Here is a 25466-nt window from a genome sequence, read left to right as displayed (position 1 = left end):
GGTAAGGCATCAGATCGGTTGCGGATCCTGCAACCAGCTCAGGATCTGGGGAAAGTGATCCTCCTGGGCCTGGGGAGCGGTCAGCATATTGATGTGGTCGTAGTCGAGCCGGTTGCCGTTGTCGAGCCCGAGCCGGGTGTGGCGCGTGGCCGAGCCCATCTCGGTGCTGAAACGGCGCACATCTATGGGATGACCCAGCACCTTGTCCGCCTTGGCCGAGATCATCCAGAGCGGTGGCCAGGCCACCTGAGCCGCCGCCTCGTCATAGGCGAAGCCGTCGTGAGGATCCTGCCAGGGCCCGCATTTCACCCAGGGAATGGTCTCCTGCAGGTAACGCAGGGGCTCATCATCCGCCCCCATCTTCAACTTGCGTGCCGCCAGAAAGCCGCTGCCGCGTGCCAGCCAGGGCGCCAGCCGATTCCAGATCAAGTCCACCTTCAGCCAGCGTTCCGGATTCTGCACCGACACGCCCCGCTTGGTGCCGAAGAACACCAGACTCGCGATCTGGTCGGCAAGCTCGGGGAAGCGAGCCAGGGTCGAGGCCATGATGACTCCGCCCCAGGAGTGGGCCATCCAGTGCACCCGGGCACCGGCATGACGGGCGGTAACCCAGTGTTGCAGCGCGGGCACATCTTCTGTGATGAGCTCATGCTGGCCGTGCCCGGTCCGCTGGGCGATGGCCGGCGTGCTGAGGCCCCGGCCACGCAAGTCGGCCACATAGACCTGATAACCGTGGCGGGCCAGATAACAGGCAAGCCCCTTGCCGGATTCGGTGTAGAAGATGCGGCCGTTCTCGATGGCGCCGTGCACCATCAGGATGGGGTCGGCATGGACCGCCACCTTTGGCTGGATGTGACGCACGTGCAGCCGATGCTCGCCGCAGGGGATAAACAGGGATTGTTGCAACAGTTCCATCTCGTTTTCAGGTCCTCCTTGACCCTCTTCAGCAGTTATTCCAGCGGTGCTCGCGACAAGAGCGGGCCGACAGCAGGCAGAGCACCCCTTCCAGATCGTGATGATTGAGGGTGGCGGCCGCCTGGGCCCGCACCAGCGGCTTGGCGTGGATGGCGATACCGAGGCCGGCCACCGCCATCATCTTGAGATCGTTGGCCCCGTCACCGACGGCGACGGTCTGGGCCGACGCTATACCGTACTCGGCCGCCAGCCGTTGCAGTACCTCGGCCTTGACGGTGGCATCCACTATGGGGCCACTCACCTTGCCACTCAGGCAATCCCCCTCCACCGCCAGCGCGTTGGCGAAGATGGCATCCAGCCCCAGCGCCTGCTGCAATTCGCCGGCGAAGCGGGTGAAGCCACCGGAGGCGATCGCCACCTTCCAGCCTGCTCGCTTGAGGGTATCGACCATCAGTTGCAGACCCGGCATCCAGGGCATGTTGGCCGCTACCTCGTCGAGAATGGTGACCGGCGCCCCTTCCAGCAGGGCGACCCGGCTGCGCAGGCTGTCGGCAAACTCCAGCTTGCCCTGCATGGCCGCCGCCGTGACGGCGGCGACCTGCTCGCCCACCCCGGCCAGACGGGCTATCTCATCGATGCACTCGATACGGATGGCGGTGGAATCCATGTCCATCACCAGCAGGCCAGGCTCGCTCAGGCTGGGCAGGGCGGGCAGATGACAGACATCGATGTCCCACTCCTGCGCCTTGAGCGCCTGCACCAGCTCAGGGGAGAAGCGGCTAGTGCCGAGCAGCAGCAAAGGGATGCCAGCCTGCTCTCCCAGGGGATAGAGGCTAGCCTCGACTCCCTCGCATTCCAGCAGGGCCGCCAGCCGGCTCAGATGCCGGGCGCCGAGTGCCTTGCCAAACAGGACCAGCCAGGCGCCGTCATGGGCAGTGGCGGCGGGCAGCAAGGCCTGCGCGGTGAGCTGCCAGCAGGGTGCGCCACACAGGGCCTTCGGCCAATCGGGTAGGGAGGAGGAAAGTTGGGACAACAACATAAGGGGGACGCCTTCCTTGGAGATCATGGGGTTCATCATGCTGGCCCAGAGTAGCGTATTGCTTTTTGTACAGGCAAGCGCCAAGATCCCGCCAGCGATCCGTCGCTCAACGCAGAGAGCCCTGAGCCAAGTACCGCCATTGGTCGGGCAGGCATCAGGATCCCTCCATCGTCATACCTTCACCGTAAGAGGTTCAGTGCTGTGCGTCACCTCCCCATCAAACGTGTTGTCAGCCTGGCCACCGGGATCCTGCTCGGTCTCTGGGTGCTGGGGGTGCTTGTTCATATGCAGGGGGCGAGCCAGGCGGCATTGCACAACGAGGCGCGCGATCGGGCCCAGGCGTTGGTCGCCTACGCCGCCCGCGACATGAAACGCTGGATCAAGGAAGACAAGGAGAGCGAGCTGGAACGGCTGGCCCAGGATCTGGCCGCCGAGCCCGAGATCCTCGATGTCACCCTCTACGACGCCCGTGGCATCCCCCTCGCCCAGTCGGATCAGGCCGTGCCACTGGAGAGCCTGTTGCCCATCGGGGCTGACAACAAGTCCCCGCCGGAGCAGGGCAAGGGCCGCATCCAGTTCGTGCAAGAGGTGCTGGATGGCAACCTGACACTCGGCTACCTGCGCATCACCCTGGAAGAGCAACAACTGCTGGCAGAGCAGGATACCCATCTCAAGGTGAATCAGGAGAAGCAGCGGCTGATGCTGCTGGTGATGCTGCTGGCGGGTCTGCTCATCTCCTACGGCGTGCGACGCAACTACATGCGGGTGCGCAAACACAAGAAAAAGAGCGCCCAGACGGCGGCGCCCAACGAGCACGCCCCACCGCCCGGCCTCGAATAAGGCGCTGTTCGCGAAACCTGTTGGTCTTGTTATTACCCCCCACTGTTCGAGTACTTGATCGAGATGACTATCGAGACGCTTGGCACCGCCGTCATCGCTGAAGCGCTCGTTAACGAAGTGGCGCTCTACGATTACCTCATGCGACAGTTGCTTGACCAGCCTATCCAGTCATTTGCGCTGCATCGGCGTCCCACTGTGCTGCGCGTAGATCTTCTCCATCGCCAAGTGAGTTGATTGAATCTCGAGTACTACCGAAGACGGTATCCCATAGCCCTTAACTTCTCAGGTCTGCCCATCTGATTTTGGTCACGTTAAGGTGTTCAGGCGTATCTTGAGACAGAAGCAAACGCATTTTTCACGCCTTTCCAGTCGGTTTTGGGTGTGATCTCGATTCGTGGTTTATGTTTTCGGTATGAAACGCCCGCATTGAATGCGATGAGATACAACATGTGTGGAAATCATCGGGCAAGAGGTGCATCAACCACTCCAGCAGAAGGAAGCAAGATCATGAAGCAACCCCTTTTTCGCCGTAGCGTGTTGGCGGCCGTGATCGCCCTCAGCACGGTATTGGCTGCCTGCAGAGAGGAGCCGCCTGCCGTCACGCAAAATGTCCAGCCCAGCGTGGTCTCTGCTGCCAGCACAACCAGCGCTGCCAGCCCTGCGGTCGCACCGCAAGCGCAGCCCGTTAACGCACCAGCCTCGAAATATACCCCGGAGGCTCTCGAGACCCTGCTTGCACCCGTAGCGCTTTACCCGGATGCGGTATTGGCCCAGGTGTTGCCCAGCGCCACCAATCCGCAAGAGGTGCTCGATGCCGGCAACTGGCTGGTCGCCCACCCCAATCTCAAGGGGAAAGAGCTGACCGCCGCCATTGCGCCGCTGGGCTTTACGCCGCCAACCATGTCGCTGATGCACTTCCCGACAGTCATGGACATGATGTGCTTGAAGATGGAGTGGACGACTGAGCTGGGCAGTGCCTTCCTGGCCGATGAGCCGGGCGTACTGGCAGCCGTTCAGCGCCTGCGCCAACAAGCGATGGAGGTGGGCAACCTGAAAGACTCAGAGCAGATGAAAGTGGCCAAGGATGAACAGAACAATCAGCAGATCGTCACCATTGCGCCTGCCAACCCTGACGTCGTTTATGTCCCACAATACGACCCAAGCGCCGTCTATAGCCCGCCAGCTGCTGGGCCGGCCCCCGCGCCGGTAACCACAGCAACCACGACAACGACCGTGCCTGCGACAACGACCACAACAGTGGTGGAACATGACGATCACGACAACGATGATGAATACGACCGCGGTGATATGGTCTTGACGGGCTTGCTCGCCTTTGGCGCAGGCATGTTGGTCAACGAGGTCTTCAACGACGATGATGAGGGCGATTATTATTACCCTCGCTGGGGTTCAGGTTATCCCAGCGGTTACGCTCCCTATCGTTATAACCCCAACTATGGCAATGGATTCCGTCCCACCAGCGGCTACAACCGGCCGGTCAACTATCAACGGGGCTCTAACAACAATATTTATATCAACGCCAAGGGGAACGATTACTTCAACAAGTTTGAGCGCGGCCCCAATAACTACCTGCGCCAAGCCAACAGTCCCATCACGGCGGCGCGCCCCAACCGCACTGAGCTGGCTACCTTGGGACAACGCTCGCTGAATAACGAGGCAGGGGGGGGCCAGCGAGGGGCCACACCGAAAGGGAGTTATGCGGGGGTCAATCGCCAGCCTAAAAGCGAATACGCCGGCGCACCACGCGCTGTCAATGAGGTGAACAGGGAGGCTCGCGCAACCACGCCGAAGGGAACCTATGCGGGAGCCAACCGCCAACTCAAAAGCGAAAATACCAAGGCGACACGCGACGCTAGACAGGTGAGTAGGGAGGCGAATGTGGCCCAACGCACGCCGCGCCAGGGCAACTACGCAGGAGACAAGGTCAAGCGGCAGCAAATCACGCCACAGACCGCTGGAGCGCGTGATCGCGGCTATGTCCAACCACGCGCTACTCACAACAAGAGCACCGCACAGACTGCAACACGCAGAGCACCTGCGGCCTCAACCTCAAGGAGTGCCTTCCAGGGGGTACATAATACGGGCAGAACCGAGCGCGCCGCCAGCCAACGTGGGCGCGAAAGTGTGGCTAGTAACGCGCGTACCGCACCGCGCACCACCACTCAACCCAGACGGAGTACGCGATAATGAAGCGTTTGTTGAAATGGAGTTGGGCCCCCTCATGGGGTTTGGCCCTGCTGGCCTTGGTCTGCGCCAGCAACACAAGCGCCATGGCACCGCGCACCTTCGCCACCCCGGATGAGGCAGTGCAGGCCCTGATCACGGCCTTGGAGAAGAACGATGTCACCGTACTGACGCAGTTGCTCGGCGAAAAGAGTGAGGAGGCCATCAGCTCGGGGGATGAGGTGGCCGATGCCAATGATCGCGCCGCCTTCGTCGCGAGCTTCAAGAGCAAGCACCAACTGGTGGCCGAAGGTAAGGATAAAATGATACTGGTCGTGGGGGAGTCTGATTGGCCACTGCCAATCCCTCTCGTGGCCGCAGATGGCAAGTGGTATCTCGATGGCGCCGCAGGTGCCAAAGAGATCGTCTATCGCCGCATCGGTCGAAATGAGCTGGGGGCGATTGCGGTGTGCCGTGGCTTCATCGACGCACAGATAGAGTACGCCGCCGTGGGGCATGATGGCCAAACAGCGGGGATCTTTGCGGCAAAACTGCGCAGTGACGCAGGACAACAAAATGGACTCTATTGGCCTGTGGGCAAGGGGGAACCAGCAAGCCCGGCCGGAGAGGAGGTCGTCAGTGCCGCGGCAGAGGGCTACAAGGCCGTGGTCGGTCAACGCACCCCCTATCATGGCTACTACTACCGTATCTTGTATGCCCAGGGAGCCGCTGCCAATGGGGGGGCGAAAGAGTACTTTGTCGAAGGACAATTAAGAGACGGTGTCGCCCTGATCGCCTGGCCGGCCGATTATGCCAACAGTGGGGTGATGACCTTCATGGTGAATCACGAGGGGCGGGTTTATCAAAAGGATCTAGGTACCGAAACGGCAACGGCCGTTGAGGCAATTCAGCTGTTCAATCCCGATAAGAGCTGGTCGCTGGTGGTGAGCAAAGAAGGTGATTAGGGCGCTTTATCTCCCATCGGGTCTTGGCCAATCGCATGGGCCGGGTGCGGCGTTATTGCGATCACAGGGGGCAATGCGAATCCATTCAACACCGCGTCGCGGGCCCACGCGATGTTCGGAATCAGAATATGCATTCGTTTCATGGTGTTAATCTCGTGGTGGGCGGCCCGAAAGAATAGATAGCACACCTAGCCCTCTGGGCTTTCTTCCCAAATGAGGCATAAAAAAACGGCGACCCAAGGTCGCCGTTTTGCATGGAGCCGAAGCCGCGGGATCAGTCGCCCAGCAGCACGGAGTCCAGTGCGATTTCGATCATGTCGTTGAAGGTCAGCTGACGCTCTTCGGCGGTGGTCTGCTCACCGGTACGGATATGGTCGGAAACGGTACAGATGGTCAGCGCCTTGGCACCGTACTCGGCGGCCACGCCGTAGATACCGGCGGCTTCCATCTCGACACCCAGGATGCCGTATTTTTCCATGACATCGAACATGGAGGGATCCGGGGTGTAGAACAGATCGGCCGAGAAGAGGTTGCCCACGCGCACGGCAACGCCCTTGTTCTTGGCGGCTTGCACGGCATTGGCGACCAGATCGAAGTCGGCGATGGCGGCGAAGTCGTGATCCTTGAAGCGCAGACGGTTGACCTTGGAGTCGGTGCAGGCACCCATGCCGATCACCACATCACGCAGCTTCACGTCTTCACGCACGGCACCGCAGGAGCCCACACGGATGATGGTCTTGACGCCGTAGTCGGTGATCAGCTCTTTGGTGTAGATGGAGCAGGACGGGATGCCCATGCCGTGACCCATGACGGAGATGCGGCGACCCTTGTAGGTACCGGTGAAGCCGAGCATGCTGCGCACGTCACACACCTGCTCGACGTTCTCCAGGAAGGTCTCGGCGATGTACTTGGCACGCAGGGGGTCGCCCGGCATCAGTACTGTGTCAGCAAAGGCGCCATCTTTCGCATTGATATGAGGAGTTGCCATTCTCTTAATTCCTTCACACTAGGTTGAGTTTTATTGTCTTTATTGGTTTGCCCGCTGCCTCGCGGCGGCGGGCGGGTAACTTACCGGAAGCCGGTACCGTGCTGCAACCCGGGCAGGTCATGCAACATCCCGCCCGGGATCGCGATCACAGGAAGCTGGTACCGTATTGCAGCTTGGGCAGACCGTGGTAGGCCGCTATGCTCTGGCCGATGTCGGCGAAGGTCTCGCGACGACCGACGGAGCCAGCCTTGACCGGCTTGCCGTAGAACAGCACCGGAATGTACTCACGGGTGTGATCGGTACCGTTCCAGGTCGGATCGCAACCGTGGTCGGCGGTCAGCACCACCACATCGCCATCTTGCAGTATCTCGAACAGCTCGGGCAGACGGGAGTCGAAGTACTCCAGCGCGTCGGCGTAACCCTTCACATCACGGCGGTGGCCGTAGGAGGAGTCGAAGTCGACGAAGTTGGTGAAGACGATGGTGTTGTCACCAGCGGCCTTCACCTCTTCCAGGGTGCGATCCCACAGCTCAGTCAGACCGGTGCCCTTCACCTGCTTGGTGATGCCCTGGTTGGCATAGATGTCGGCGATCTTGCCGATGGAGACCACCTGGCCACCCGCGTCCTTCATGTAGTCCAGCACGGTCGGTGCCGGCGGCAGTACGGAGTAGTCGTGACGGTTGCCGGTGCGCTTGAAGTTGCCCTTGCCAGTGCCCACGAACGGACGGGCGATGACCCGACCGATGTTGTAGGGCTCCAGCAGCTCGCGCACTATGTGGCACAGCTCATACAGCTTCTCGAGGCCATAGGTCTCTTCGTGGCAGGCGATCTGGAACACGGAGTCGGCGGAGGTGTAGAGGATCGGCTTGCCGGTCCGCATATGCTCCTCACCCAAGTCATCAAGCACCTGGGTGCCGGAGGCGTGGCAGTTGCCGAGGTAACCCGGCAGGCCCGCCTTCTCGACGATGGCGTCCAGCAGCTCCTGCGGGAAGCTGTTGTGGTGATCGTGGAAGTAGCCCCACTCGAACAGGACGGGCACACCGGCGATCTCCCAGTGACCGGACGGGGTGTCCTTGCCGGAGGAGAGCTCCTGGGCAAAGCCATAGGCACCGACTACCTCGATATCTTTCTTCAAGCCTGCCGGGAAGTAGCCGGAAGCCTGCTCCCCTGCGTGGCCCAGACCCAGCTTGTTGAGGTTGGGCAGGTTGAGGGCGCCACGGCCTTCAATCTCACCGGCGGCGCAGGCCTTGGCGATATGGCCAAGGGTGTTGGCGCCCACATCTCCGAACTTCTCGGCATCGGCGGCAGCGCCAATACCGAAGGAGTCCATCATCAGAATAAAGGTACGTTTCATGGGTCTTCCCCTTGTTACAAATCGGCCAGACCGATGCGACGGTAAACCTCGGGCAGTGCCTCTGGTCGGGAGTCACCGATCTTGACAGCCGCCTGCACCATGCGGGCGGCCTCGGCAAATTGAGCTTCTGTCTGAGCGTGGATCAACGCGAGCGGCTTGTCAGCCTCGACGCTCTGCCCCAGGCGGATAAAGTCGGTCAGACCGACCGCATAATCGAGTTTGTCTCCGGCGGCGCGGCGACCACCGCCCATGGCGACCACCGCCAGGCCCAGTTCGCGGGTATCCATGGCGGTCACGAAACCGGTCTGCGCCGCATACACGGGGCGCACTATGCCGGCCTTGGGCAGGTAGCTGTCGTAACGCTCCATGAAGTCGGCGGGGCCACCGAGACCGGTGACCATGCGACCGAAGATCTCGGCGGCCTTGCCGTTGTCCAGCACCGCCTGCAGCTTGGCACGGGCGTCGTGTTCATCGCTCGCCAGGTTGGCGGAGATCAGCATCTCGGCACAGAGCGCCATGGTCACTTCGTGGATACGCGGGTTGCGATATTCACCGGTCAGGTAGCGTACCGCCTCGCGCACTTCTACCGCGTTGCCGGCGCTGGAGGCCAGCACCTGGTTCATGTCGGTCAGCAGAGCAGAGGTGCGGCAGCCGGCACCGTTGGCCACCGCCACTATGCTCTTCGCCAGTTCTTCGGAGGCCTCGAAGGTCGGCATGAAGGCGCCTGAGCCCACCTTGACGTCCATCACCAGCGCTTCGAGCCCGGAGGCGAGCTTCTTGGAGAGGATGGAGCCGGTGATCATGGCGATGGATTCGACGGTGGCCGTGATGTCACGGACCGCATAGATGCGCTTGTCGGCGGGTGCGAGATCGCCGGTCTGACCGATGATGGCCACACCCGCTTCTTTCACCACCTTCAGGAAGCGATCGTTGTCGACCGAGGTCTGGTAGCCGGGGATGGCATCGAGCTTGTCCAGGGTACCGCCGGTGTGGCCCAGGCCACGGCCAGAGATCATGGGCACGAAGCCACCGCAGGCGGCGACCATGGGGCCGAGCATCAGGGAAACCACGTCACCCACACCGCCGGTGGAGTGCTTGTCGACGATGGGGCCACCCAGGTTCAGGTGATCCCAGGTCAGCACCATACCGGAGTCGCGCATGGCGCAGGTCAGGGCCACCCGCTCATCCATGGTCATGTCCTTGAAGTAGACCGCCATGGCCAGGGCCGCTATCTGGCCTTCGCCTATGGTGTTGTTGGTAATGCCCTGGACGAAGAATTGAATCTCTTGGGTACTGAGCGCTTCACCGTTGCGCTTCTTGCGAATAATTTCTTGAGGCAAAAACATCTTTCATTCCCTCCGTGCGTCATGCACGAACACAGACCGAAATAGGGGACGGCATGCCGTCCCCTGCCACCGCTTAGTAACCGCTGATATTGGCCGGCTTGTCGCCGTGGCCCAGGGTCGCCAGCAGGCTGGCCAGCAGGCTGGATGCACCAAAGCGGAAGGTGCGCGGGGAAACCCAGTCCTTGCCCAGGATCTCTTCGGCCATGGCGAGGTACTGACCGGCCACGGCCGCATCCTTCACACCACCGGCCGGCTTGAAGCCGACTTTCGGGTTCTTGGCCTTGATCACTTCCATCATGATGCGGGCCGCTTCCGGGGTCGCATTCACCGGCACCTTGCCGGTGGAGGTCTTGATGAAGTCGGCACCGGCATCGATGCTGATCTCGGAGGCGCGACGGATCAGGGTCTCTTCCTTCAGTTCACCTGTCTCGATGATCACCTTCAGCAGGGCTTGCGTACCGCAGGCTTCCTTACAAGCTTTGACCAGATCGAAGCCGACCTGTTCATTGCCGGCCATGAAGGCGCGGTAGGGGAATACCACGTCCACCTCGTCGGCACCGTAAGCCACGGCGGCGCGGGTCTCGGCCACGGCGATCTCGATGTCGTCGTTGCCGTGGGGGAAGTTGGTCACGGTGGCGATGCGCACGTCGGCGGCGCCGATGTCACGCAGGGTCTTGCGTGCGATGGGGATGAAGCGGGGATAGATGCAGACGGCGGCGGTGAGGCCGGCCGGGGACTTGGCCTTGCGGCACAGATCGATGACCTTCTGATCGGTGTCGTCATCGTTCAGGGTGGTCAGGTCCATCAGGTTCAGGGCGCGTTGGGCGGCCAGTTTCAGATCGGTCATGCTATGTCTCCAAAGTCTCGATGATTCCCACAACCCGTGATCCGTCTTCGCCGAGCACGCAGGATCGGCAAGAGAAGATCCCGGATAAAGGGGATATGGAATTACAGCGCAAATGCACAGGCAATACGGCTGCAAATAAGGCAAGAGCCCTGTCACTTTCTTACAAAAGTGCGGACTTGGTTCCATGAAGACTTGAGAAAGGCCGACAACCGCTGACCCGACTTCCCAATCAATTCCATTTGACCGCCAACACCCACTTCATGTGGGTATTAGTCAATGCCAGCACCCTGCTGGCATCGCCTATTTCAGCCGAGATACCCCGTGTTTGCAAGCCGGATTTGCCATTTTCAGAGGTACCTCACATCTGGCAAATCCGGTACTGGAAAGTGCTTAAGAGAAAAAGCGGGTCAGGATCCAGGAGTAGGCAATCCCCCCCAGATACACCCCCACAATCCCCATTACCCCTGACAGCACGGGAGGTGCCGGAATAGGCAATTTGAGGAAAGAAAACAACAAGCCAACGATAAAGCCGGCTGCCATCGCCAGTAGCACTTCATTCATATAACCTCCGATTTGACTCATTTTATTATTAGTCTAGAAACGCAAACGGTTGTCACCGCCTCAAACGCGAACGCCACAGCTTTATGCTGTGGCGTTCGTCTTTACCTGACTGTCAGGCAAATACTACATGGCTGTCAATGCCAGGAAGAAGCCTGCGATGGTGGCAGACATCAGGTTGGACAGAGAGCCTGCCAGCACGGCCTTCAGACCGAACCTGGCGATGGTGCCGCGACGATTTGGCGCCATGGAGCCCAGACCACCCAGCAGGATGGCAACGGAGGACAGGTTGGCGAAACCGCACAGGGCGAAGGAGATGATGGCCTTGGTGTGGTCAGACATGACCACGCCGTTGATCAGCACCTCATCCTTCAGATAGGGGGCAAAGTTCAGGTAAGCCACGAACTCGTTCACCACCAGCTTCTGGCCGATGAAGGAACCCGCCACCACGGCTTCGCTCCAGGGCACACCGATGAGGAAAGCCAGCGGGGAGAACAACCAACCCAGCAGCAGTTCCAGAGAGAGCTGCGGATAACCGAACCAGCCACCTACACCGGCGAAGAGACCGTTGATCATGGCAATCAGACCGATGAAGGCCAGCAGCATGGCGCCCACGTTCAGGGCCAGTTGCAGACCGGCAGAGGCACCGGCGGCGGCGGCATCGATCACGTTGGCCGGCTTGTCGTCCAGCTCGCCATCGGCAGCACTCTCGTCATAGTTGGGGGTCTCGGTTTCCGGTACCAGCAGCTTGGCGAACAGCAGACCACCCGGCGCGGCCATGAAGGAGGCTGCGATCAGGTATTCCATCTTGACGCCCATGGAGGCGTAACCGGCCAGCACAGAGCCGGCGACGGAGGCCAGGCCACCACACATGACGGCAAACAGCTCGGAATCGGTCATCTTGCCGATGAAGGGACGCACCACCAGCGGGGCTTCCGTCTGGCCGACGAAGATGTTGGCGGTCGCAGACAGGGATTCGGTACGGGAGGTACCCAGTACCTTTTGCAGACCACCACCCAGCAGCTTGATCACCCACTGCATGATGCCCAGATAATAGAGAACCGCGATCAGGGAGGAGAAGAAGATGATGACGGGCAGCACACGGAAGGCGAAGATGAAGCCACCGCCACCGAAGACTTCAAACATCTTGTTGCTGACCAGTCCACCGAACAGGAATTCGATACCGTTGTGGCCATAACCGATGACGCTGGAAACAGCATCAGATACGCCGACCAGAATATCCCGACCGACAGGGACGTAGAGCACGAAGGCGCCCAAACCGGCTTGAATGGCAAAGGCACCGCCAACGGTGCGAATTTTAATTGCTTTGCGATTACTGGAGAACAGCACCGCGATAAGGATGAGCGTCACCATCCCTACCAGACCCATTATCAGATTCATTATTAATATTTCCTCTTATGTAGCACCTTCCAGCTTGTTAACGTTTTGTATCTTAAAGCCGTTAATCAAGGGTCCGCATTATACTAATTACGGTGCGACAAAGTAGAATGCTGGTCACATTTTATAAGGCTGAAAAGGGCCGGCCATCGTTTAATTAGACCGCAAACGATTTTTATGGGTCCTGTTTTTTATCACTGCGATATCAACAGTTAATCAACTGTTAATTTCACGCTCCATGCGCGGGAAGGCCCGCAAAGTGGATTCATGCAACACCGAAATAACATCCTCCAGCGGCTGCCGCCGCAATTCGGCCAAGAGTTGCGCGATCACGGGCAGGCTGGCGGGGGTATTGGGCTCCCCTTGCCGCCCTTGCAGCGGCATGTCGGGGGCGTCGGTTTCCAGCAGCAGCGCCTCCAGCGGCATGTCGCGGATCGCCTCCCTAGTCTTGTTGGCCCGCTCATAGCTGATGACGCCACCTATGCCCAGCCTGAACCCAAGCTGCCAGAACACCTCGGCCTGATGCAGGGAACCGCTGAAGGCGTGGATCACGCCGCCAGCGGCCGGTTTAAAGCGCCGCAGGATCTTGGCAACCGTGTCGTTGGCTCGCACCGAGTGGACGATGAGCGGTAACTCGAACTCCATGGCCAGTTTGATCTGTGCCTCGAACAGCGCGAGCTGCCCCTCCTGCGGCACCTGGCTGCGCAGGTCCAGTCCGCACTCGCCGATGGCCACCAAGCCCCGAGGCCTGCTCGCCAGCAAGCCGTGCAGCCGCGCCAGCACGTCAGGCACTTGCGTCCCCACATACCAGGGATGAATGCCCAGACCATAGGCGATGCCAGCATGGCGCTCGGCCAATGAGATCACGCGAGTCCAGTTTTCCTCTCCCACGGCGGGGATGATATACTCGCCCACTCCCAATTGACGCCACTGGGCCAGCAGCGCCTCCCTGTCGGGCTCAAAGACCGGAAAATCGAGGTGGCAGTGGGTATCGATCAGTTTCATATCACGCTTACCTGTTTGTCGTACTTAATGGGTTCATTCCATGTCAAAACGCATTTCTCACGGCTTTACCCTGATAGAGCTGGTGCTGGTCATCATAGTGCTGGGGATCCTGGCGGTCACCGCCCTGCCCCGTTTCATCAACATCAAGGACGATGCCCTCAAGAGCAGCGTGTCGGCAACTGCGGGCAGTTTTTCCAGCGCCGTCCAGCTGGCCCATGCGGGCTGGGCCGTCAAGGTGAGGGGAGAGCCGCTGGCACTCTATAACTTTAGCGGCATGGGCAAGCAGGATCTCGATATCAACAGCCACGGCTGGCCGGTGGGCACCAAGGAAGATCAGGGCGGCCAGGGGCCGGATACCGTCTTCCCGGGGGGCGACAGCGATCAGATCTCCGTCAGTAGCCGGGATGACTGCGAGAGCCTGTTCGGCGGCCTGCTCGATACCGACCAGACCGCCGCCGATGAGCTCCACGCCGACGCGGACAGCGACTATGTCTCCCACCTGATCCCTGTCGATGGACAGGCCAATGGCCAACTGCGCCACGACAACTGCCGCTATATCTTGCGGGACTCCATCGGCCGTTTGCCCACTTATCCGGATGGGCTGGGCTTTGACTACAACAGCGTCAGCGGCGCCGTGACTCGCAACTTCCGCTGAGAGGCGGCTCATCCTCCGTCGTCGCCTCTTGCTCATCCTCGTCATAACGCACCGGTGCGCAGCAGCGCCGGTTCTCAGGCACCAGCCCCCACTCCTGACACCAGGCATCGTAGCGAGCCAGCCAACGCAGCAACACACCTCTCATGATCCGCTCCTTGTTCCGATAAGGGCCTTATCATCGCCAGCACCGGTAACAATCGTCGACCCGGTATCAGCGGCCCACCACCTCATGATTTCCCCTGCGGCAACAGCAGGCCCATGCTGATCTCGTCGACATCGCGATCATCCAGTCGATAGGCGTTGCGCCGGATGCCTTCGTCGATAAAGCCGCACTTGCGATAGAGCCCATGAGCCGCCTCGTTATGAGCCATCACTCCCAACTCCAGCCGGCTGATGCCACAACCCGGCGCGGCGGCGATCAGGGTACGTAGCAAACGCTCACCCCAGCCCTGGCCCCGCGTGCCCTGGCGCAGCCCCATCACGATCAGGGCGCAGTGTCGATTGCGCAACAAGCCGCCTCCGATCATCAGCGCAAAACCCTGCACCTCGTCGGCCAAGGTCAACAGCCACATGCGCTGATTGGCACTGGCCTGCATGGCGGCCAGACGCTGGCGCTGCCCCTCGATATCGGATGGGCGCTCCCCCGCCTCGAACAGCATGAAACGCGTCTCCCGATCCAGCTGTTGAAAAAAGTGATCCAGCGCCGCGGCGTCCTCCACCCCGGCCAAACGAATGCTCATATCAGGCTCCCTGCCAGTCAGCTACCCCTTGGCGGCCATAAAAAAACGACTCCATTTGGAGTCGTTTTTATCAGAGCCATCTGGCTAATTCCATTTATTCCTGAGGGACATGCCCGTCAGGAGATCCATCAACCCTTGGCTGGCAGGCTCAGGCGGGCAACCGCCTCCACGTGCATGGAGTGGGGGAACATGTCCACCGGCTGCACCTCGTCCAGCACGAAGCCCTGCTTGACCAAGTAGGCCAGATCACGGGCCAGGGTCTGCGGGTTGCAGGAGACATAGACCAGCCGGCGCGGCGCCATGGCCACCAGGGTCTGCAGCACCGCCTTGTCACAACCCTTGCGCGGCGGATCCATCACCACCACATCGGCGCTCACGCCCTGGGCATGCAGCTCGGGCATCAGTTGCTCGGCCTTGCCCACGTGGAATTCGGTGTGCTCTATGCCATTGAGGGCCGCGTTGCGACGGGCGTCGGCAATGGCGCTCTCCACCGATTCGATGCCGACCACTTTCGCCGCCTTGTTCGCCAGGAACAGGGAGATGGTGCCGATACCGCAATAGATGTCGAACACAGTCTCGTTGCCGGTCAACTCGGCGTAGTCGAGTGCCTTGGAGTAGAGCACATCGGTCTGGCTCGGGTTGTTCTGGAAGAAGGAGAGCGGAGAGATCTCGAACGCGAGTTCATGGATCTTGTCGCGAATGACGCCTTCCCCCAGCAGCACCCGGTTGCTCGCGCCCAGGATGCGGTTGGTGCGCTCGTCATTGACGTTCTGTACCAGGGTGGTGATGGGCAGATCCGCCAGCACCGCCAGCAGCTCGGCTTCGAATGGTAGCTCTTCACCCAGGGTCACCAGTACCACCATCAGCTCGCCGCTCTTGAAGCCCTTGCGGGTCATCAGGTTGCGCACGCAGCCGCTGTGGTTGACCTCGTCATAGGCCGCGATCTCGTGCGTGCGCATCCAGTTGCGTACCCGGGCATTGAGCTCCACGTGCAGGGAGTCCTGCACCGCGCAGTCGTCGGCGGTGATGAGATCGTGGGAGTGCTTGCGATAGAAACCGATCTCGGCACCAGCCGCGCTACTGCGCACCGCATACTGCGCCTTGTTGCGATAGGCGAAGGGGCTATCCATGCCGAGGATGGGGTTGACCTGAGTCATCAGCCCGGCCTGATCCAGCGCGCTCTGCACCAGCGCCTGCTTCAGATTGAGCTGAGCCGGATAGGCCAGCGGCCTGACCTGGCAGCCACCGCACTCGGTATTAGGGCAGAAATCGGGGACCCGGTCGGCGGAGGGCTGGGTCAGCTCCACCAGCTTGCCATGCAGGTAGTTCGGCTTGACTTCGGTCAGCTCGACCAGCGCCTGCTCACCGGGCAGCAGCCCCTCGACAAACAGGGGGCGATCGAACAGGCGTCCCTTGCCATCCCCTTTGTCGGTCAGTTCCAGAATATCGATCTGATGTTGGTGTCCCACTAACGGCATGAGCGGCTCCGAAGGCATAGATAAAAGGATGGAAGCGGGCTAACCCGGCTACCCCAAATAAAGGGTGGCAGAGTTTAGCGGAGATCCGCCCAAAATGCAGGCATAAAACGCCGTCAGAACGAAATAGCAGGGGTAGCCCCATGGACAAAGGATGGGTGCAAAGGGCCCGTTTTCCCGCGCCTTTCATACAGGCCGCCATAAAAAAGCCGCCGGACAGGGCCGGCGGCAGACTCGTTAACGGGAAGCCGATGGGATCACAGGCTGTAGGCTTTCTCGCCGTGGCTGGTGACATCCAGCCCTTCCCGCTCGGCATCTTCCTTCACCCGCAGGCCGATCAGCAGATCCACCAGCTTGTAGGCCACGGCAGAGACCACGCCGGTCCAGGCCACGGTCACCAGCACGCCGATGACCTGGATTTTAACTTGGGTCAGGATGGAGTAACCCTCGGCCACCTGGTTGGTCACATAGTCCCAGACCCCGGTACCGCCCAGATCCGGGCTGGCGAAGACCCCGGTCAGCACGGCGCCCAGGATCCCGCACACCCCGTGCAGGCCGAACACATCCAGGCTGTCATCGGCCCCCAGCAGGCGCTTGAGACCGTGCACCCCCCACAGACCGGCGACGCCGCTCAGCAGGCCGATGATGAGGGCACCACCGACGCCGACGAAACCGGCGGCCGGCGTGATGGCCACCAGACCCGCAACCGCACCGGAGACGGCACCCAGCAGGGAGGGACGGCCCTTCATCAGCCACTCGGCGAAGGTCCAGGCGAGCGCGGCCGCGGCCGGCGCTACCCAGGTGTTGATCAGCGCCAGGGCGGCGGTGCCGTTCGCTTCCAGCGCGGAGCCGGCGTTGAAACCGAACCAGCCGAACCACAGCAGGGCCGCGCCTATCATGGTCATGGTCAGACTGTGGGGGGTCATGGGATCACGACCGTAACCCACCCGTTTGCCCGCCATGAAGGCACCGACCAGACCGGCGACCGCCGCGTTGATGTGCACCACGGTGCCGCCGGCAAAGTCGAGGGCGCCGTGCTGGAACAGGTAACCGGCGGTGGCACCGGCGGCTTCGGCCGCTGCCGCGTCCGTGTAGGCATCCGGACCGGCCCAGTACCACACCATGTGCGCCATCGGAATGTAGGCGAAGGTGAACCAGATCACCGCGAACAGCAGCACCGCGGAGAACTTCATCCGCTCGGCGAAGCCGCCGACGATGAGGCCACAGGTGATGGCGGCGAAGGCCCCCTGGAACACCACGAAGATGAACTCGCTGATCCCCACGCCCTTGCTGAAGGTGGCACCAATAGACTCAGGGGTGACCCCCATCAGCAGCACCTTGTCGAAGGATCCGTAGAAGGCCCCCCCCTCGGTGAAGGCCAGCGAGTAACCATAGACCACCCACAGCACGGTGATGAGGCAGAACAGGGTGAACACCTGCATCAACACGCTCAGCATGTTCTTGGCGCGCACCAGGCCGCCGTAGAACAGGGCGAGTCCCGGGATGGACATCAGGATCACCAGGGTGGCCGCCACCATCAACCAGGTGTTGTCGCCCTTGTTGATGGTCACGGCCGCGGCCTGCACCACACCGGCCTGCGCGGCCACCTCTTCAGCCCAACCGGGGGCGGCCATGGTGGCAGTCAGCGCCAGCAGGCCAGTCATTACGAGTCTCTTGAACATACAGCCCTCTCCTTGTCGTCCCGGCACCCGGCCGGGTCCATTTCCTGATATGAATGTCAAACTTGGCTATTTACCCTGATCATCAAATCAATATTGCCCCACCCTAACCCTCGGTATGACCCCGCAGGGATCATCATGGCGACATGACTGGTTTAAAGCATAAAGCAGGCCAAAAAATATAAACCTTATTTTTCAGTATCTTGGTGTGATCACAATGTGACTGCGCACCATGATGGCGCAGTCTGGCCACAAACAGGATCAGGATCGCACTTCGGCTGTGCAGCGAGGACGGGGCGCACCAAGATGGGACAGGGGGGAACAATCGAGGAGGGAATGGCGGTGATCGCGACGGGCAGACGCCCGTGAACAGGGCAAGCCTGCGGCCCTCGCCTGGCGGCAGAAAAGCAGGATAAAGGGATGCGGAGGGCAGAAAGAAGGGGGAAGCCGGATCTGCGCTTCCCCACGGGCTACCGGACCGTTCGGCCCGGCATCATGGGCCCTGTCTACGCGGCCTGTCGCCTCAGGGTCAGGTAACCCACCAGCAGGAGGATCAGCACGAAGAAGGCCTCGCTGACGGTCGTCACCCCATACCCCAGCCCCCCGTGCTTGACGGACTGTGACAACAGATCCCCCACCGACGCCCCCAGCGGCCGGGTCAGCACATAGGCAATCCAGAAGCTGAGCACCGTATTCATCCTGAAGACCTTATGCGCCACGGCCGTCAGCGCGATCAGGCCGCCAAACAACAGGGTCGCATTGAGATAGCCGATATCCATCCCCTCCGACACCCAGTCACCGGCCGCCGTGCCGAGGGCAAAAGTGACCAGGATGGCGAGCCAGTAGAACTTCTCCCGCTTGAGGGTATTTATAGAATTAATGGAAAGAGTGCCTTCATGACGAAACCAAATGGCAAAAGTGACCAGCAGCAGCAGGGTAAAGACGCTGGTCGAGAGCCAGAGCGGGATCCCGACCCGATCGGTCAGGTTGTCGGTCAGCAGAGTACCGAAGATGCTGACCAGCACCACTGCCAGCCAGTAGCGCCAGGGCTCATAGCGCACCGCCTTTATCTGCAGGGCGAGCACCACGACCAGCAGAGTGCCCATCAAGGCAGACGTCAGGGTCAGCCCCAGATGCTGCTGGAAGATCAGATAATCCGCCGCCGTCTCGCCGACCGTGGTGGACATCATCTTGATGATCCAGAAGATCAGGGTCACTTCCGGCACCTTGTTGGCCAGGGTGGTCACAAAATCGGATCGATATTGCATGCTGCCTCCCGAGATACCCTCTGGTATGGGCAGACTATGGGCTGGGAAACTTAACAGCCTGTTAAGGGCGCCGGGGGACGAGGCGTCGAGCCCGCAAGCGTGAATGTCTGCCAGCCGCCCCGTGCCGGTGGCAAGCATCCGGCACTGTCGGGCCAGTCCCGCCGCCCTGCACCGCCAAATGAGGGGCGCCATCACGCCGGATCTGGCTGACGTCCCGCCGTTCGGGTCATACTGGCGCGACTATGCCTTTTAACCCTGCGCCCGCCACGAGGAGCCCATGACCAATCTCAAGGTAACTGAAATCAAGGCCTTCGTGCCCGCCCGCGACTTCGCGCTCTCCATGCAGTTCTATCAGGATCTGGGGTTCACCCTGGCCTCCGATGGCGGCGGAGTGGCCTACTTCCACTTCGGCGAGGTGAGCTTCTTGCTGCAGGACTACTACCATGACGCCCTGGCCGAGCACTTCATGATGCACATACTGGTGGAGGACGTGGCAGCCTGGTGGGCCCACGTGAAGGACAGCCAGGTCGCATCGCGCTACGGCGTCAGGGTGACCGAGATAGTCACCCAGCCGTGGCGCATGAAGGACTTCTGCCTCTATGACCCGTCCGGCGTGCTGTGGCGCATCGCCCAGAACATCGACTAGACCTGCGAAGAAAAGAAAAATACGACGCGCAGCAAAACAAAAGGCCATCCGTGAGGATGGCCTTTTGTCACTGAATCTGAATGGTGCCGGGGTCTCTCTCGAAACGTGAATTTATCACACTGATTTTACAGTAAAAAACTAGATGTGAATTTTCCTTATACCTCCCAAAATCCCCCCACATCAGTGACGGTGGCTTCTGTATCTCCGGATCAATGCGGTATATATCAGGACTAAGCCCCTCCCCTGATTGTCTCTGTTTAGGGGAAATGAGGTGCCGGATAGGCCAGGTAAGCTACCCCACTTTCGGTCTCCACCGGCGTACCGGTCCGCGGGTCCCCGTCCCCAGCTAAGGCCATGGCCGACATGACCACAGGTGTATCGATCGGCGTACCGGTCTGCCTCGCCGAAATGTCGGGTCAGCGCCAAGAGCAAACTGGGCAGAAGTCATTTCCCTATATTGCACTCACTTCCCTTGCGCTGTGATCACCATGGTTGTTGTTCGCGCCGATGTATTTCGTTCTGCGCAATTGCGCAATCTTCAAACCCCTCATCTCCTCCCCAGGCCTTGCCACGCCTAGAGCATCCTACATTGGGCTATCCGTTGCGTTTTGTTTTGCGCAGTTCCGGTGCGCAGAAAAGTGCGCAGTTTGTAGTGCGCACTCATGAGGGGACTGCGCAGACGGTAAGAGGGGAAGGTGGCTGGCCCAAGGGGGATGGTTCATCCAGTGGCTGTAGCACATTGCCCCACCTGCCGTGGCAGGAACGCTCCATGACTCCTTTGGCTTGCTGCCGGCATAGGCGCGAAGTTGGCGGCCAGTGGTGGCGCAGGGCCTGGTAGGATGCTGTCGAGTTATGTGCGGAGTTACCGCTATCGGAACAGTGTACTGTCAGGGTTTCTCGGACAATGTCATGGACTCGGACATGTCACAGCTACCTGTCTCGTCGAATTAGCTGAAAGTCGAGCTGCGTATCGCTGCTGCGCAGTCAAGATGTGACGTGGTGTAGACGAGCATCAAAATGTCAGTGGAAATAAAGGTTTTAACTCTTAACCGATTCTTAAGTTTGCCCCTTTAGTCTGATAGCAACAGACGAGAAGGAGCCATCCATGACCACTGACATTCAACCCCCTTACCGGTTAGTCCTGGCCGATACCCCGGAACAGGTCATGGCGTTGCAGGTTTACATCCAGGCAGCCTACAGCCGTGAGTTCGATGCCCGCATTCCCCATTTCATGCCCTGCCTGCTCGGCCTCTATCGAGCAGACGGCATGCTGGTCGGCGCCTGTGGCCTCAAGCTGGCCAGCGATGAGCGCCTCTATCTGGAACAATATCTGGAACAATCCATCGAAGCGGCCATAGAGACCCGACTGGGAGTCCGCGCCGGGCGGGATCGCATCGTCGAGGTGGGCAATCTGGCCTGCGGCGAACCGGGCAATGCCCGCCTGATGTTTGCGGCGCTGTGCCGTCTGCTGTGTGACAACGCTCTCGATTACGTGGTGTTCACCGGCACGGTCAAGCTGCGCAACAGCTTCCATCGTCTGCGCCTTGAGCTGGTCGAGCTGGCGCCAGCCCGCGCCGACAGGGTTGGAGAGGATGCCCGCGCCTGGGGTGCCTATTACCACTGCCAGCCCAAGGTGATGGTCGGGGATCTCGGCCAAGGGCGCCAGACATTGGCACAGGGCAGCCTGCTGCTCTCCCTGCTGTCACCCATGCCGTCCCTGTTCAATTGCCCACACCGGAGCGTCTTATGATGCTGTTCGACCAGATAGCCCACTTTGCCCGCCATAGGCCCGACAACCCTGCCCTGAGCAGCAGCGAGCATCACCTCAACTATGAGGCGCTGTGGCAACAGATCCAGACACTTGCCGAACGCCTGCAGCGGGCCGGCATCGCTCGGCTGGCGCTGCAACTCGACAACGGCCTGCCCTGGGCACTGATCGATCTGGCCTGCACCCGGGCCGGGATCGTGGTCATCCCGGTTCCACATTTCTTCAGCCCGGAGCAACAAGCCTGGTTGCTGGCAAGCAGCGGGGCCGATGCCCTGGTAGGACCCGAGCATGAGGGATGGCAGGCCTGCGAGCCCCTGACCCTGTCGGCCGGCGAGCTGCCGCTGTGGCGAAGGCAGCCGGCACAGGTGCCCTCCTTGCCAGTCGGCACCGCCAAGATCACCTACACCTCTGGCAGCACGGGGCAGCCCAAGGGGGTCTGCCTCTCCTTTGAACAGATGATGGCGGTCTGCGATTCGCTGGTAAGACGCGTCGCGCCCGCACAGGTCGAGAAACACCTGACCCTGCTGCCGCTGACCACCCTGCTGGAGAATCTGACCGGCCTCTATGTGCCCTTGCTTACCGGCGCCTGCAGCCAGATCCCCTCGCTCAAGGAGTTGGGGTTCGAAGGCTCCAGCAAGCTGGATCCCGCCACCCTGGCTCTGGCCCTGTTGCGCTGGCCCACCCACAGCCTGGTGTTGGTGCCGGAGTTGCTGCGTTTGCTACTCGCCCTGTGCGGCGTCAATGAGGCGCTCGCCGAGCGCCTCGCCACCCTGCGCTTCATCGCCGTGGGCGGGGGCAAGGTCGCCCCCGAGCTGATCCGCCACGCCCGCGAGCGGGGGATGCCAGTCTACGAAGGCTATGGGCTGTCAGAATGCGGCTCCGTCGTGGCACTCAATGGCCCGGAGGAACACCGCCTCGGCAGCGTCGGTCAGCCCCTGCCACATTGCAGGATAGCGATCGCCGCCGACGGCGAGATCCTGGTGGAAGGGGCCGCCATGCTCGGCTACCTGGGCACGGACGAGCCCCCCCCCAGCCAGATTGCCACCGGCGATCTCGGTCATCTGGATGAGCAGGGCTACCTGCACATCACGGGGCGCAAGAAGAACCTGCAGATCACCGCCTTTGGCCGCAACTTCTCCCCCGAATGGGTCGAGGCACAGGCCCAGCTCTGCCCGGCCATACTCCGCATCGTGGTCTTCGGTGATGGCCAGCCCGCCAACGTGGCGCTGATCCAGCCGCTGCCCGGCGCAGATGCCCAACTGGCGCAACAGATCGAGCAGCTCAACCAGCGCTTGCCCGATTATGCCCGCATTCACCACTGGCTGCCGGTGGCACTGGATCAACATCCGGAGCTGCTGACCGCCAACGGTCGCCCTCGTCGCGAACGGATCTATCACCACTTTTCCCGACAGATCAGCCAATGCCTCACAGGAGAGCGCTCATGAGCTTCTACCAGACTCTGCAACAAGCCACCGTCCAGGAGCGTGAGTATCTGTTTCGCGCCCCCATCATCGAAGCCTGCCGCCGCGGCGATATCAGCCGAGAGACGTATCTCGCCTTCCTGGCAGAGGCTTACTACCACGTGCGTCACACGGTGCCGCTGTTGATGGCCACCGGCGGCAAGCTGGGGCAGGAGTATGAGTGGGTACGAGAGGCCATCAAGGAGTACATAGACGAAGAGTACGGCCATCAAGAGTGGATCCTCAATGACATCCGCGCCTGCGGTGGTGATGCCGAGGCGGTGCGCCACGGCCAGCCGGGGCGGCCCATCGAGCTGATGGTGGCGTTTCTCTATGACCAGATACAGCGCGGCAACCCCATGGGATTCTTCGGCATGGTGCAGGTGCTGGAAGGCACCAGCGTCGCCATCGCCCTGACCGTGGCCGAGCAGTTGAAAACCGGGCTCGGTCTGCCGCCTCAGGCCATGAGCTACCTGAGTTCCCACGGAGCGCTGGATCAGGATCATCTCAAGTTCTTCGAATCCCTGATGAACCGGGTGGAAGACACCGCCGACCAGGACGCCATCATTCACGCTGCCAAGGTGGTTTACCGCCTCTACGCCGACATGCTCTATCAGCTCACTGGATCCGAACGATGAAGCTTGAAGGAAAACTCGTGCTGCTCACGGGCGCCAGCGGCGGGATCGGCGAAGCGCTGGCCCAGGAGCTGGCGGCGCAGGGTGCGCACCTGTTGTTGCACGGACGCAGGGCCAGTGCGCTGGAACGTCTGTGCAAGGCTCTGCCCCATCCGGAGCACCACCAGATAGTGATCGCCGATCTGGGTTCCTCTCAGGAGCGGGCGCGACTGCTGCAACATCCGGCACTGGATGAAGGGCTGGATGTGCTGATCAACAACGCCGGCTGCAACCAGTTTGCCTGGCTGGAGGATCAGAGCGCCGAGCAGGTGGAGCGCCAGCTATTGCTCAACATAGAGGCCCCGATCCAGCTCACCCGCGCCCTGCTGCCGAGGCTGCGCAAACCCGCCGTGGTGATGAACATAGGCTCCAGCTTTGGCGCTATCGGCTATGCGGGTTACAGCGTCTATTGTGCCAGCAAGTTCGCCCTGCGCGGCTTCAGCGAGGCACTGGGTCGCGAGCTGGAAGGCACCGGTATCAAGGTACTGCACTTCGCTCCCCGCGCCACCCGTACTCGTCTCAACCCGGAAGCCGCCTATGAGATGAACGCCGAGCTCGGCACCCGAACCGACAGCCCGCAGGACGTGGCCGAGGCCGCCGTCATCGCCCTGTGCAACGAAACCCGCCGCAGCTGGCTCGGCTGGCCGGAGAAGCTGTTTGTGCGCCTCAACGGACTGCTGCCCGGCCTCGTCGACAAGGCGCTGGCCAAGCAAAGAGTCATCATAGAGCGCTACGCCCGCCACTCGCCTCCGCCAGCCGCGGGCAAAGGCCACCCCACCGCCGTCATGACAGAGAAGGAACCTTAAGATGAAGCACACCACTTTCCGCCCCCGTTTGGGTCACAGCGCTCTCCTCCTATTAGCCCTGGCCTCTGGCTTGGCTCAGGCTGCCGACGCCCTGCCCAGCATCCAGCAGCAGTGGGCTGTTTGCCAATATCAGCAGACCGGCAAGGCCAAGGAGAGCTGCCTGGAGCAACTGAGCAGCCAGGCCGAGCAGGCCAGTGCCAAGGAGGCTTTTCGCACCGACTTGTTGATCTGGTCAGCCATCGTCAAGAGCACCTGGGCCGGCGCCAAGGGGGGGCTGGGGGCCCTCAGCCTGGTGAAAGAAGCCAAGGCCACGTTGGAAATAGCCATCAAGCAGGATCCCAAGGCGCTGGAAGGCTCCGCCTACACCAGCCTGGGCTCGCTCTACTATCAGGTGCCGGGTTGGCCGGTGGGATTTGGCGATGACGATAAGGCCGAGCAGTTGCTCAAGCAGGCGTTGGCCATCAATCCGAGCGGCATCGATCCCAACTTCTTCTACGGCGACTTCCTGCTCGATCAGGGCCGCAAGGCCGAAGCCAAGGCTTATTTCGACAAGGCGCTGGCCGCCCCGGATCGCCCGGGCCGCGGGCTGGCGGATCAGGGACGCCGAACAGAGATTCGAGAGCGGCTCGCCAAGCTATAGATACAAGCTGAACGCATGATTGTGGTGGCCCGCAGGTTCACATGCTCGGTAGTGGGTGACGTGTTCGGAAAGGTTCTGATGCCAGGCACTGCAGGATCAGGCTACGACATCAGAGCCATTATGAGTCCAGAATCGAAAAGAAGGATGAGAATATGTTGCAACATACCAAACAACGCTATTGCAACCTGAGCATAGCGCTACACTGGCTGACCCTGCTGT

The 25466-nt window shown here is 61.0% G+C and carries 24 protein-coding genes; 10 read left to right on the top strand and 14 right to left on the bottom strand.

Annotated elements, in window-relative coordinates:
• Window positions 1-9: 9 nt before the first annotated feature.
• Window positions 10-915 carry an alpha/beta fold hydrolase gene (locus LG30_RS0104555; protein WP_033129533.1) on the bottom strand — a complete coding sequence of 302 codons (906 nt, stop codon included), beginning with the start codon at window positions 913-915 and terminating at the stop codon, window positions 10-12.
• 28 nt (window positions 916-943) lie between these two features.
• Window positions 944-1954: a phosphoserine phosphatase SerB gene (gene serB, locus LG30_RS0104550; RefSeq protein WP_033129541.1), complete on the bottom strand. Its 1011-nt coding sequence runs from the start codon at window positions 1952-1954 to the stop codon at window positions 944-946.
• A gap of 201 nt (window positions 1955-2155) precedes the next feature.
• Here serB and LG30_RS0104545 point away from each other — a divergent pair, with 201 nt between their 5' ends.
• From LG30_RS0104545 to LG30_RS0104535, 3 genes are all read left to right on the top strand, one after another.
• On the top strand, window positions 2156-2794 hold the full coding sequence (locus tag LG30_RS0104545; RefSeq protein ID WP_033129532.1) for an AhpA/YtjB family protein: 639 nt from the start codon (window positions 2156-2158) through the stop codon (window positions 2792-2794).
• A gap of 507 nt (window positions 2795-3301) precedes the next feature.
• A complete protein-coding gene (locus tag LG30_RS21105; protein WP_052100848.1) occupies window positions 3302-4999 on the top strand; it encodes a DUF3300 domain-containing protein in 1698 nt (565 codons plus the stop codon).
• Window positions 4999-5940 carry a DUF2950 domain-containing protein gene (locus tag LG30_RS0104535; protein ID WP_081965984.1) on the top strand — a complete coding sequence of 314 codons (942 nt, stop codon included), beginning with the start codon at window positions 4999-5001 and terminating at the stop codon, window positions 5938-5940. Before LG30_RS21105 ends, LG30_RS0104535 begins: the two co-directional genes overlap by 1 nt.
• Window positions 5941-6214: 274 nt before the next feature.
• Here the strand turns inward: LG30_RS0104535 and deoD are convergent, their stop codons facing one another.
• The 7 genes from deoD to LG30_RS0104500 form a co-directional block, all read right to left on the bottom strand.
• Complete coding sequence (gene deoD / locus LG30_RS0104530; protein ID WP_033129531.1) at window positions 6215-6928, bottom strand: purine-nucleoside phosphorylase; 714 nt, start codon at window positions 6926-6928, stop codon at window positions 6215-6217.
• 145 nt (window positions 6929-7073) lie between these two features.
• Window positions 7074-8282 carry a phosphopentomutase gene (locus tag LG30_RS0104525; protein ID WP_033129530.1) on the bottom strand — a complete coding sequence of 403 codons (1209 nt, stop codon included), beginning with the start codon at window positions 8280-8282 and terminating at the stop codon, window positions 7074-7076.
• Window positions 8283-8296: 14 nt separating this feature from the next.
• The gene (deoA, locus tag LG30_RS0104520; protein WP_033129529.1) at window positions 8297-9628 is read right to left on the bottom strand and encodes a thymidine phosphorylase; all 1332 of its coding nucleotides are present in this window, start codon (window positions 9626-9628) and stop codon (window positions 8297-8299) included.
• Window positions 9629-9701: 73 nt separating this feature from the next.
• Window positions 9702-10475: a deoxyribose-phosphate aldolase gene (gene deoC / locus LG30_RS0104515; RefSeq protein ID WP_033129528.1), complete on the bottom strand. Its 774-nt coding sequence runs from the start codon at window positions 10473-10475 to the stop codon at window positions 9702-9704.
• Between the two features lie 390 nt (window positions 10476-10865).
• The gene (locus tag LG30_RS0104510; protein ID WP_033129527.1) at window positions 10866-11036 is read right to left on the bottom strand and encodes a XapX domain-containing protein; all 171 of its coding nucleotides are present in this window, start codon (window positions 11034-11036) and stop codon (window positions 10866-10868) included.
• Between the two features lie 123 nt (window positions 11037-11159).
• Window positions 11160-12434: a NupC/NupG family nucleoside CNT transporter gene (locus LG30_RS0104505; protein ID WP_033129526.1), complete on the bottom strand. Its 1275-nt coding sequence runs from the start codon at window positions 12432-12434 to the stop codon at window positions 11160-11162.
• 213 nt (window positions 12435-12647) lie between these two features.
• Window positions 12648-13436, bottom strand: a complete 789-nt coding sequence (locus LG30_RS0104500) for a TatD family hydrolase (RefSeq protein WP_033129525.1) — start codon at window positions 13434-13436, stop codon at window positions 12648-12650.
• A gap of 40 nt (window positions 13437-13476) precedes the next feature.
• On the opposite strand from LG30_RS0104500, the gene tppF reads away from it, so the two are divergent.
• A complete protein-coding gene (gene tppF, locus LG30_RS0104495) occupies window positions 13477-14091 on the top strand; it encodes a type IVa pilus pseudopilin TppF (protein WP_033129524.1) in 615 nt (204 codons plus the stop codon).
• On the opposite strand, the gene LG30_RS22475 is transcribed toward tppF, so the two are convergent.
• From LG30_RS22475 to LG30_RS0104470, 5 genes are all read right to left on the bottom strand, one after another.
• On the bottom strand, window positions 14060-14236 hold the full coding sequence (locus LG30_RS22475; protein WP_193354250.1) for a hypothetical protein: 177 nt from the start codon (window positions 14234-14236) through the stop codon (window positions 14060-14062). The two genes, tppF and LG30_RS22475, sit on opposite strands and share 32 nt — an antisense overlap.
• Before the next feature lie 82 nt (window positions 14237-14318).
• The gene (locus LG30_RS0104490) at window positions 14319-14831 is read right to left on the bottom strand and encodes a GNAT family N-acetyltransferase (protein WP_033129523.1); all 513 of its coding nucleotides are present in this window, start codon (window positions 14829-14831) and stop codon (window positions 14319-14321) included.
• A 128-nt stretch (window positions 14832-14959) separates the two neighbouring features.
• Entirely contained in the window at window positions 14960-16309 is a 1350-nt protein-coding gene (gene rlmD / locus LG30_RS0104485) for a 23S rRNA (uracil(1939)-C(5))-methyltransferase RlmD (protein WP_033129522.1), read from the bottom strand.
• Between the two features lie 254 nt (window positions 16310-16563).
• Window positions 16564-17988: an ammonium transporter gene (amt, locus tag LG30_RS0104480; protein WP_033129521.1), complete on the bottom strand. Its 1425-nt coding sequence runs from the start codon at window positions 17986-17988 to the stop codon at window positions 16564-16566.
• A gap of 503 nt (window positions 17989-18491) precedes the next feature.
• Complete coding sequence (locus LG30_RS0104470) at window positions 18492-19253, bottom strand: COG4705 family protein (RefSeq protein ID WP_033129519.1); 762 nt, start codon at window positions 19251-19253, stop codon at window positions 18492-18494.
• A 277-nt stretch (window positions 19254-19530) separates the two neighbouring features.
• Between LG30_RS0104470 and LG30_RS0104465 the strand changes: the two genes are divergently transcribed.
• The 6 genes from LG30_RS0104465 to LG30_RS0104440 all read left to right on the top strand — a co-directional run bounded on the left by LG30_RS0104465 (window position 19531) and on the right by LG30_RS0104440 (window position 25247).
• Window positions 19531-19899, top strand: a complete 369-nt coding sequence (locus LG30_RS0104465) for a VOC family protein (protein WP_033129518.1) — start codon at window positions 19531-19533, stop codon at window positions 19897-19899.
• Between the two features lie 1105 nt (window positions 19900-21004).
• Window positions 21005-21649 carry a thermostable hemolysin gene (locus LG30_RS0104460; protein WP_033129517.1) on the top strand — a complete coding sequence of 215 codons (645 nt, stop codon included), beginning with the start codon at window positions 21005-21007 and terminating at the stop codon, window positions 21647-21649.
• Entirely contained in the window at window positions 21646-23112 is a 1467-nt protein-coding gene (locus LG30_RS0104455; protein ID WP_033129516.1) for an AMP-dependent synthetase/ligase, read from the top strand. The genes LG30_RS0104460 and LG30_RS0104455 overlap by 4 nt, the downstream gene beginning before the upstream one ends.
• The gene (locus LG30_RS0104450) at window positions 23109-23765 is read left to right on the top strand and encodes an iron-containing redox enzyme family protein (protein ID WP_033129515.1); all 657 of its coding nucleotides are present in this window, start codon (window positions 23109-23111) and stop codon (window positions 23763-23765) included. Before LG30_RS0104455 ends, LG30_RS0104450 begins: the two co-directional genes overlap by 4 nt.
• Entirely contained in the window at window positions 23762-24607 is an 846-nt protein-coding gene (locus tag LG30_RS0104445) for an SDR family oxidoreductase (protein ID WP_033129514.1), read from the top strand. The genes LG30_RS0104450 and LG30_RS0104445 overlap by 4 nt, the downstream gene beginning before the upstream one ends.
• Window position 24608: 1 nt before the next feature.
• Complete coding sequence (locus LG30_RS0104440) at window positions 24609-25247, top strand: tetratricopeptide repeat protein (RefSeq protein ID WP_033129513.1); 639 nt, start codon at window positions 24609-24611, stop codon at window positions 25245-25247.
• The last annotated feature ends 219 nt before the right edge of the window (window positions 25248-25466 follow it).

Source organism: Aeromonas aquatica (genome assembly GCF_000764655.1).
Taxonomy (GTDB): domain Bacteria; phylum Pseudomonadota; class Gammaproteobacteria; order Enterobacterales; family Aeromonadaceae; genus Aeromonas; species Aeromonas aquatica.
The sequence above is the reverse complement of the archived record's forward strand: the minus strand, read 5'-3'. Positions and strand labels throughout refer to the sequence as shown.

Excerpts from the sequence above, each read along its gene's own strand:
- LG30_RS0104555 (WP_033129533.1), bottom strand. The coding sequence starts at position 915 with ATGGAACTGTTGCAACAATCCCTGTTTATCCCCTGCGGCGAGCATCGG.
- serB (WP_033129541.1), bottom strand. The coding sequence starts at position 1,954 with ATGTTGTTGTCCCAACTTTCCTCCTCCCTACCCGATTGGCCGAAGGCC.
- LG30_RS21105 (WP_052100848.1), top strand. The coding sequence starts at position 3,302 with ATGAAGCAACCCCTTTTTCGCCGTAGCGTGTTGGCGGCCGTGATCGCC.
- LG30_RS0104535 (WP_081965984.1), top strand. The coding sequence starts at position 4,999 with ATGAAGCGTTTGTTGAAATGGAGTTGGGCCCCCTCATGGGGTTTGGCC.
- deoD (WP_033129531.1), bottom strand. The coding sequence starts at position 6,928 with ATGGCAACTCCTCATATCAATGCGAAAGATGGCGCCTTTGCTGACACA.
- LG30_RS0104525 (WP_033129530.1), bottom strand. The coding sequence starts at position 8,282 with ATGAAACGTACCTTTATTCTGATGATGGACTCCTTCGGTATTGGCGCT.
- deoA (WP_033129529.1), bottom strand. The coding sequence starts at position 9,628 with ATGTTTTTGCCTCAAGAAATTATTCGCAAGAAGCGCAACGGTGAAGCG.
- deoC (WP_033129528.1), bottom strand. The coding sequence starts at position 10,475 with ATGACCGATCTGAAACTGGCCGCCCAACGCGCCCTGAACCTGATGGAC.
- LG30_RS0104510 (WP_033129527.1), bottom strand. The coding sequence starts at position 11,036 with ATGAATGAAGTGCTACTGGCGATGGCAGCCGGCTTTATCGTTGGCTTG.
- LG30_RS0104505 (WP_033129526.1), bottom strand. The coding sequence starts at position 12,434 with ATGAATCTGATAATGGGTCTGGTAGGGATGGTGACGCTCATCCTTATC.
- LG30_RS0104500 (WP_033129525.1), bottom strand. The coding sequence starts at position 13,436 with ATGAAACTGATCGATACCCACTGCCACCTCGATTTTCCGGTCTTTGAG.
- tppF (WP_033129524.1), top strand. The coding sequence starts at position 13,477 with ATGTCAAAACGCATTTCTCACGGCTTTACCCTGATAGAGCTGGTGCTG.
- LG30_RS22475 (WP_193354250.1), bottom strand. The coding sequence starts at position 14,236 with ATGAGAGGTGTGTTGCTGCGTTGGCTGGCTCGCTACGATGCCTGGTGT.
- LG30_RS0104490 (WP_033129523.1), bottom strand. The coding sequence starts at position 14,831 with ATGAGCATTCGTTTGGCCGGGGTGGAGGACGCCGCGGCGCTGGATCAC.
- rlmD (WP_033129522.1), bottom strand. The coding sequence starts at position 16,309 with ATGCCGTTAGTGGGACACCAACATCAGATCGATATTCTGGAACTGACC.
- amt (WP_033129521.1), bottom strand. The coding sequence starts at position 17,988 with ATGTTCAAGAGACTCGTAATGACTGGCCTGCTGGCGCTGACTGCCACC.
- LG30_RS0104470 (WP_033129519.1), bottom strand. The coding sequence starts at position 19,253 with ATGCAATATCGATCCGATTTTGTGACCACCCTGGCCAACAAGGTGCCG.
- LG30_RS0104465 (WP_033129518.1), top strand. The coding sequence starts at position 19,531 with ATGACCAATCTCAAGGTAACTGAAATCAAGGCCTTCGTGCCCGCCCGC.
- LG30_RS0104460 (WP_033129517.1), top strand. The coding sequence starts at position 21,005 with ATGACCACTGACATTCAACCCCCTTACCGGTTAGTCCTGGCCGATACC.
- LG30_RS0104455 (WP_033129516.1), top strand. The coding sequence starts at position 21,646 with ATGATGCTGTTCGACCAGATAGCCCACTTTGCCCGCCATAGGCCCGAC.
- LG30_RS0104450 (WP_033129515.1), top strand. The coding sequence starts at position 23,109 with ATGAGCTTCTACCAGACTCTGCAACAAGCCACCGTCCAGGAGCGTGAG.
- LG30_RS0104445 (WP_033129514.1), top strand. The coding sequence starts at position 23,762 with ATGAAGCTTGAAGGAAAACTCGTGCTGCTCACGGGCGCCAGCGGCGGG.
- LG30_RS0104440 (WP_033129513.1), top strand. The coding sequence starts at position 24,609 with ATGAAGCACACCACTTTCCGCCCCCGTTTGGGTCACAGCGCTCTCCTC.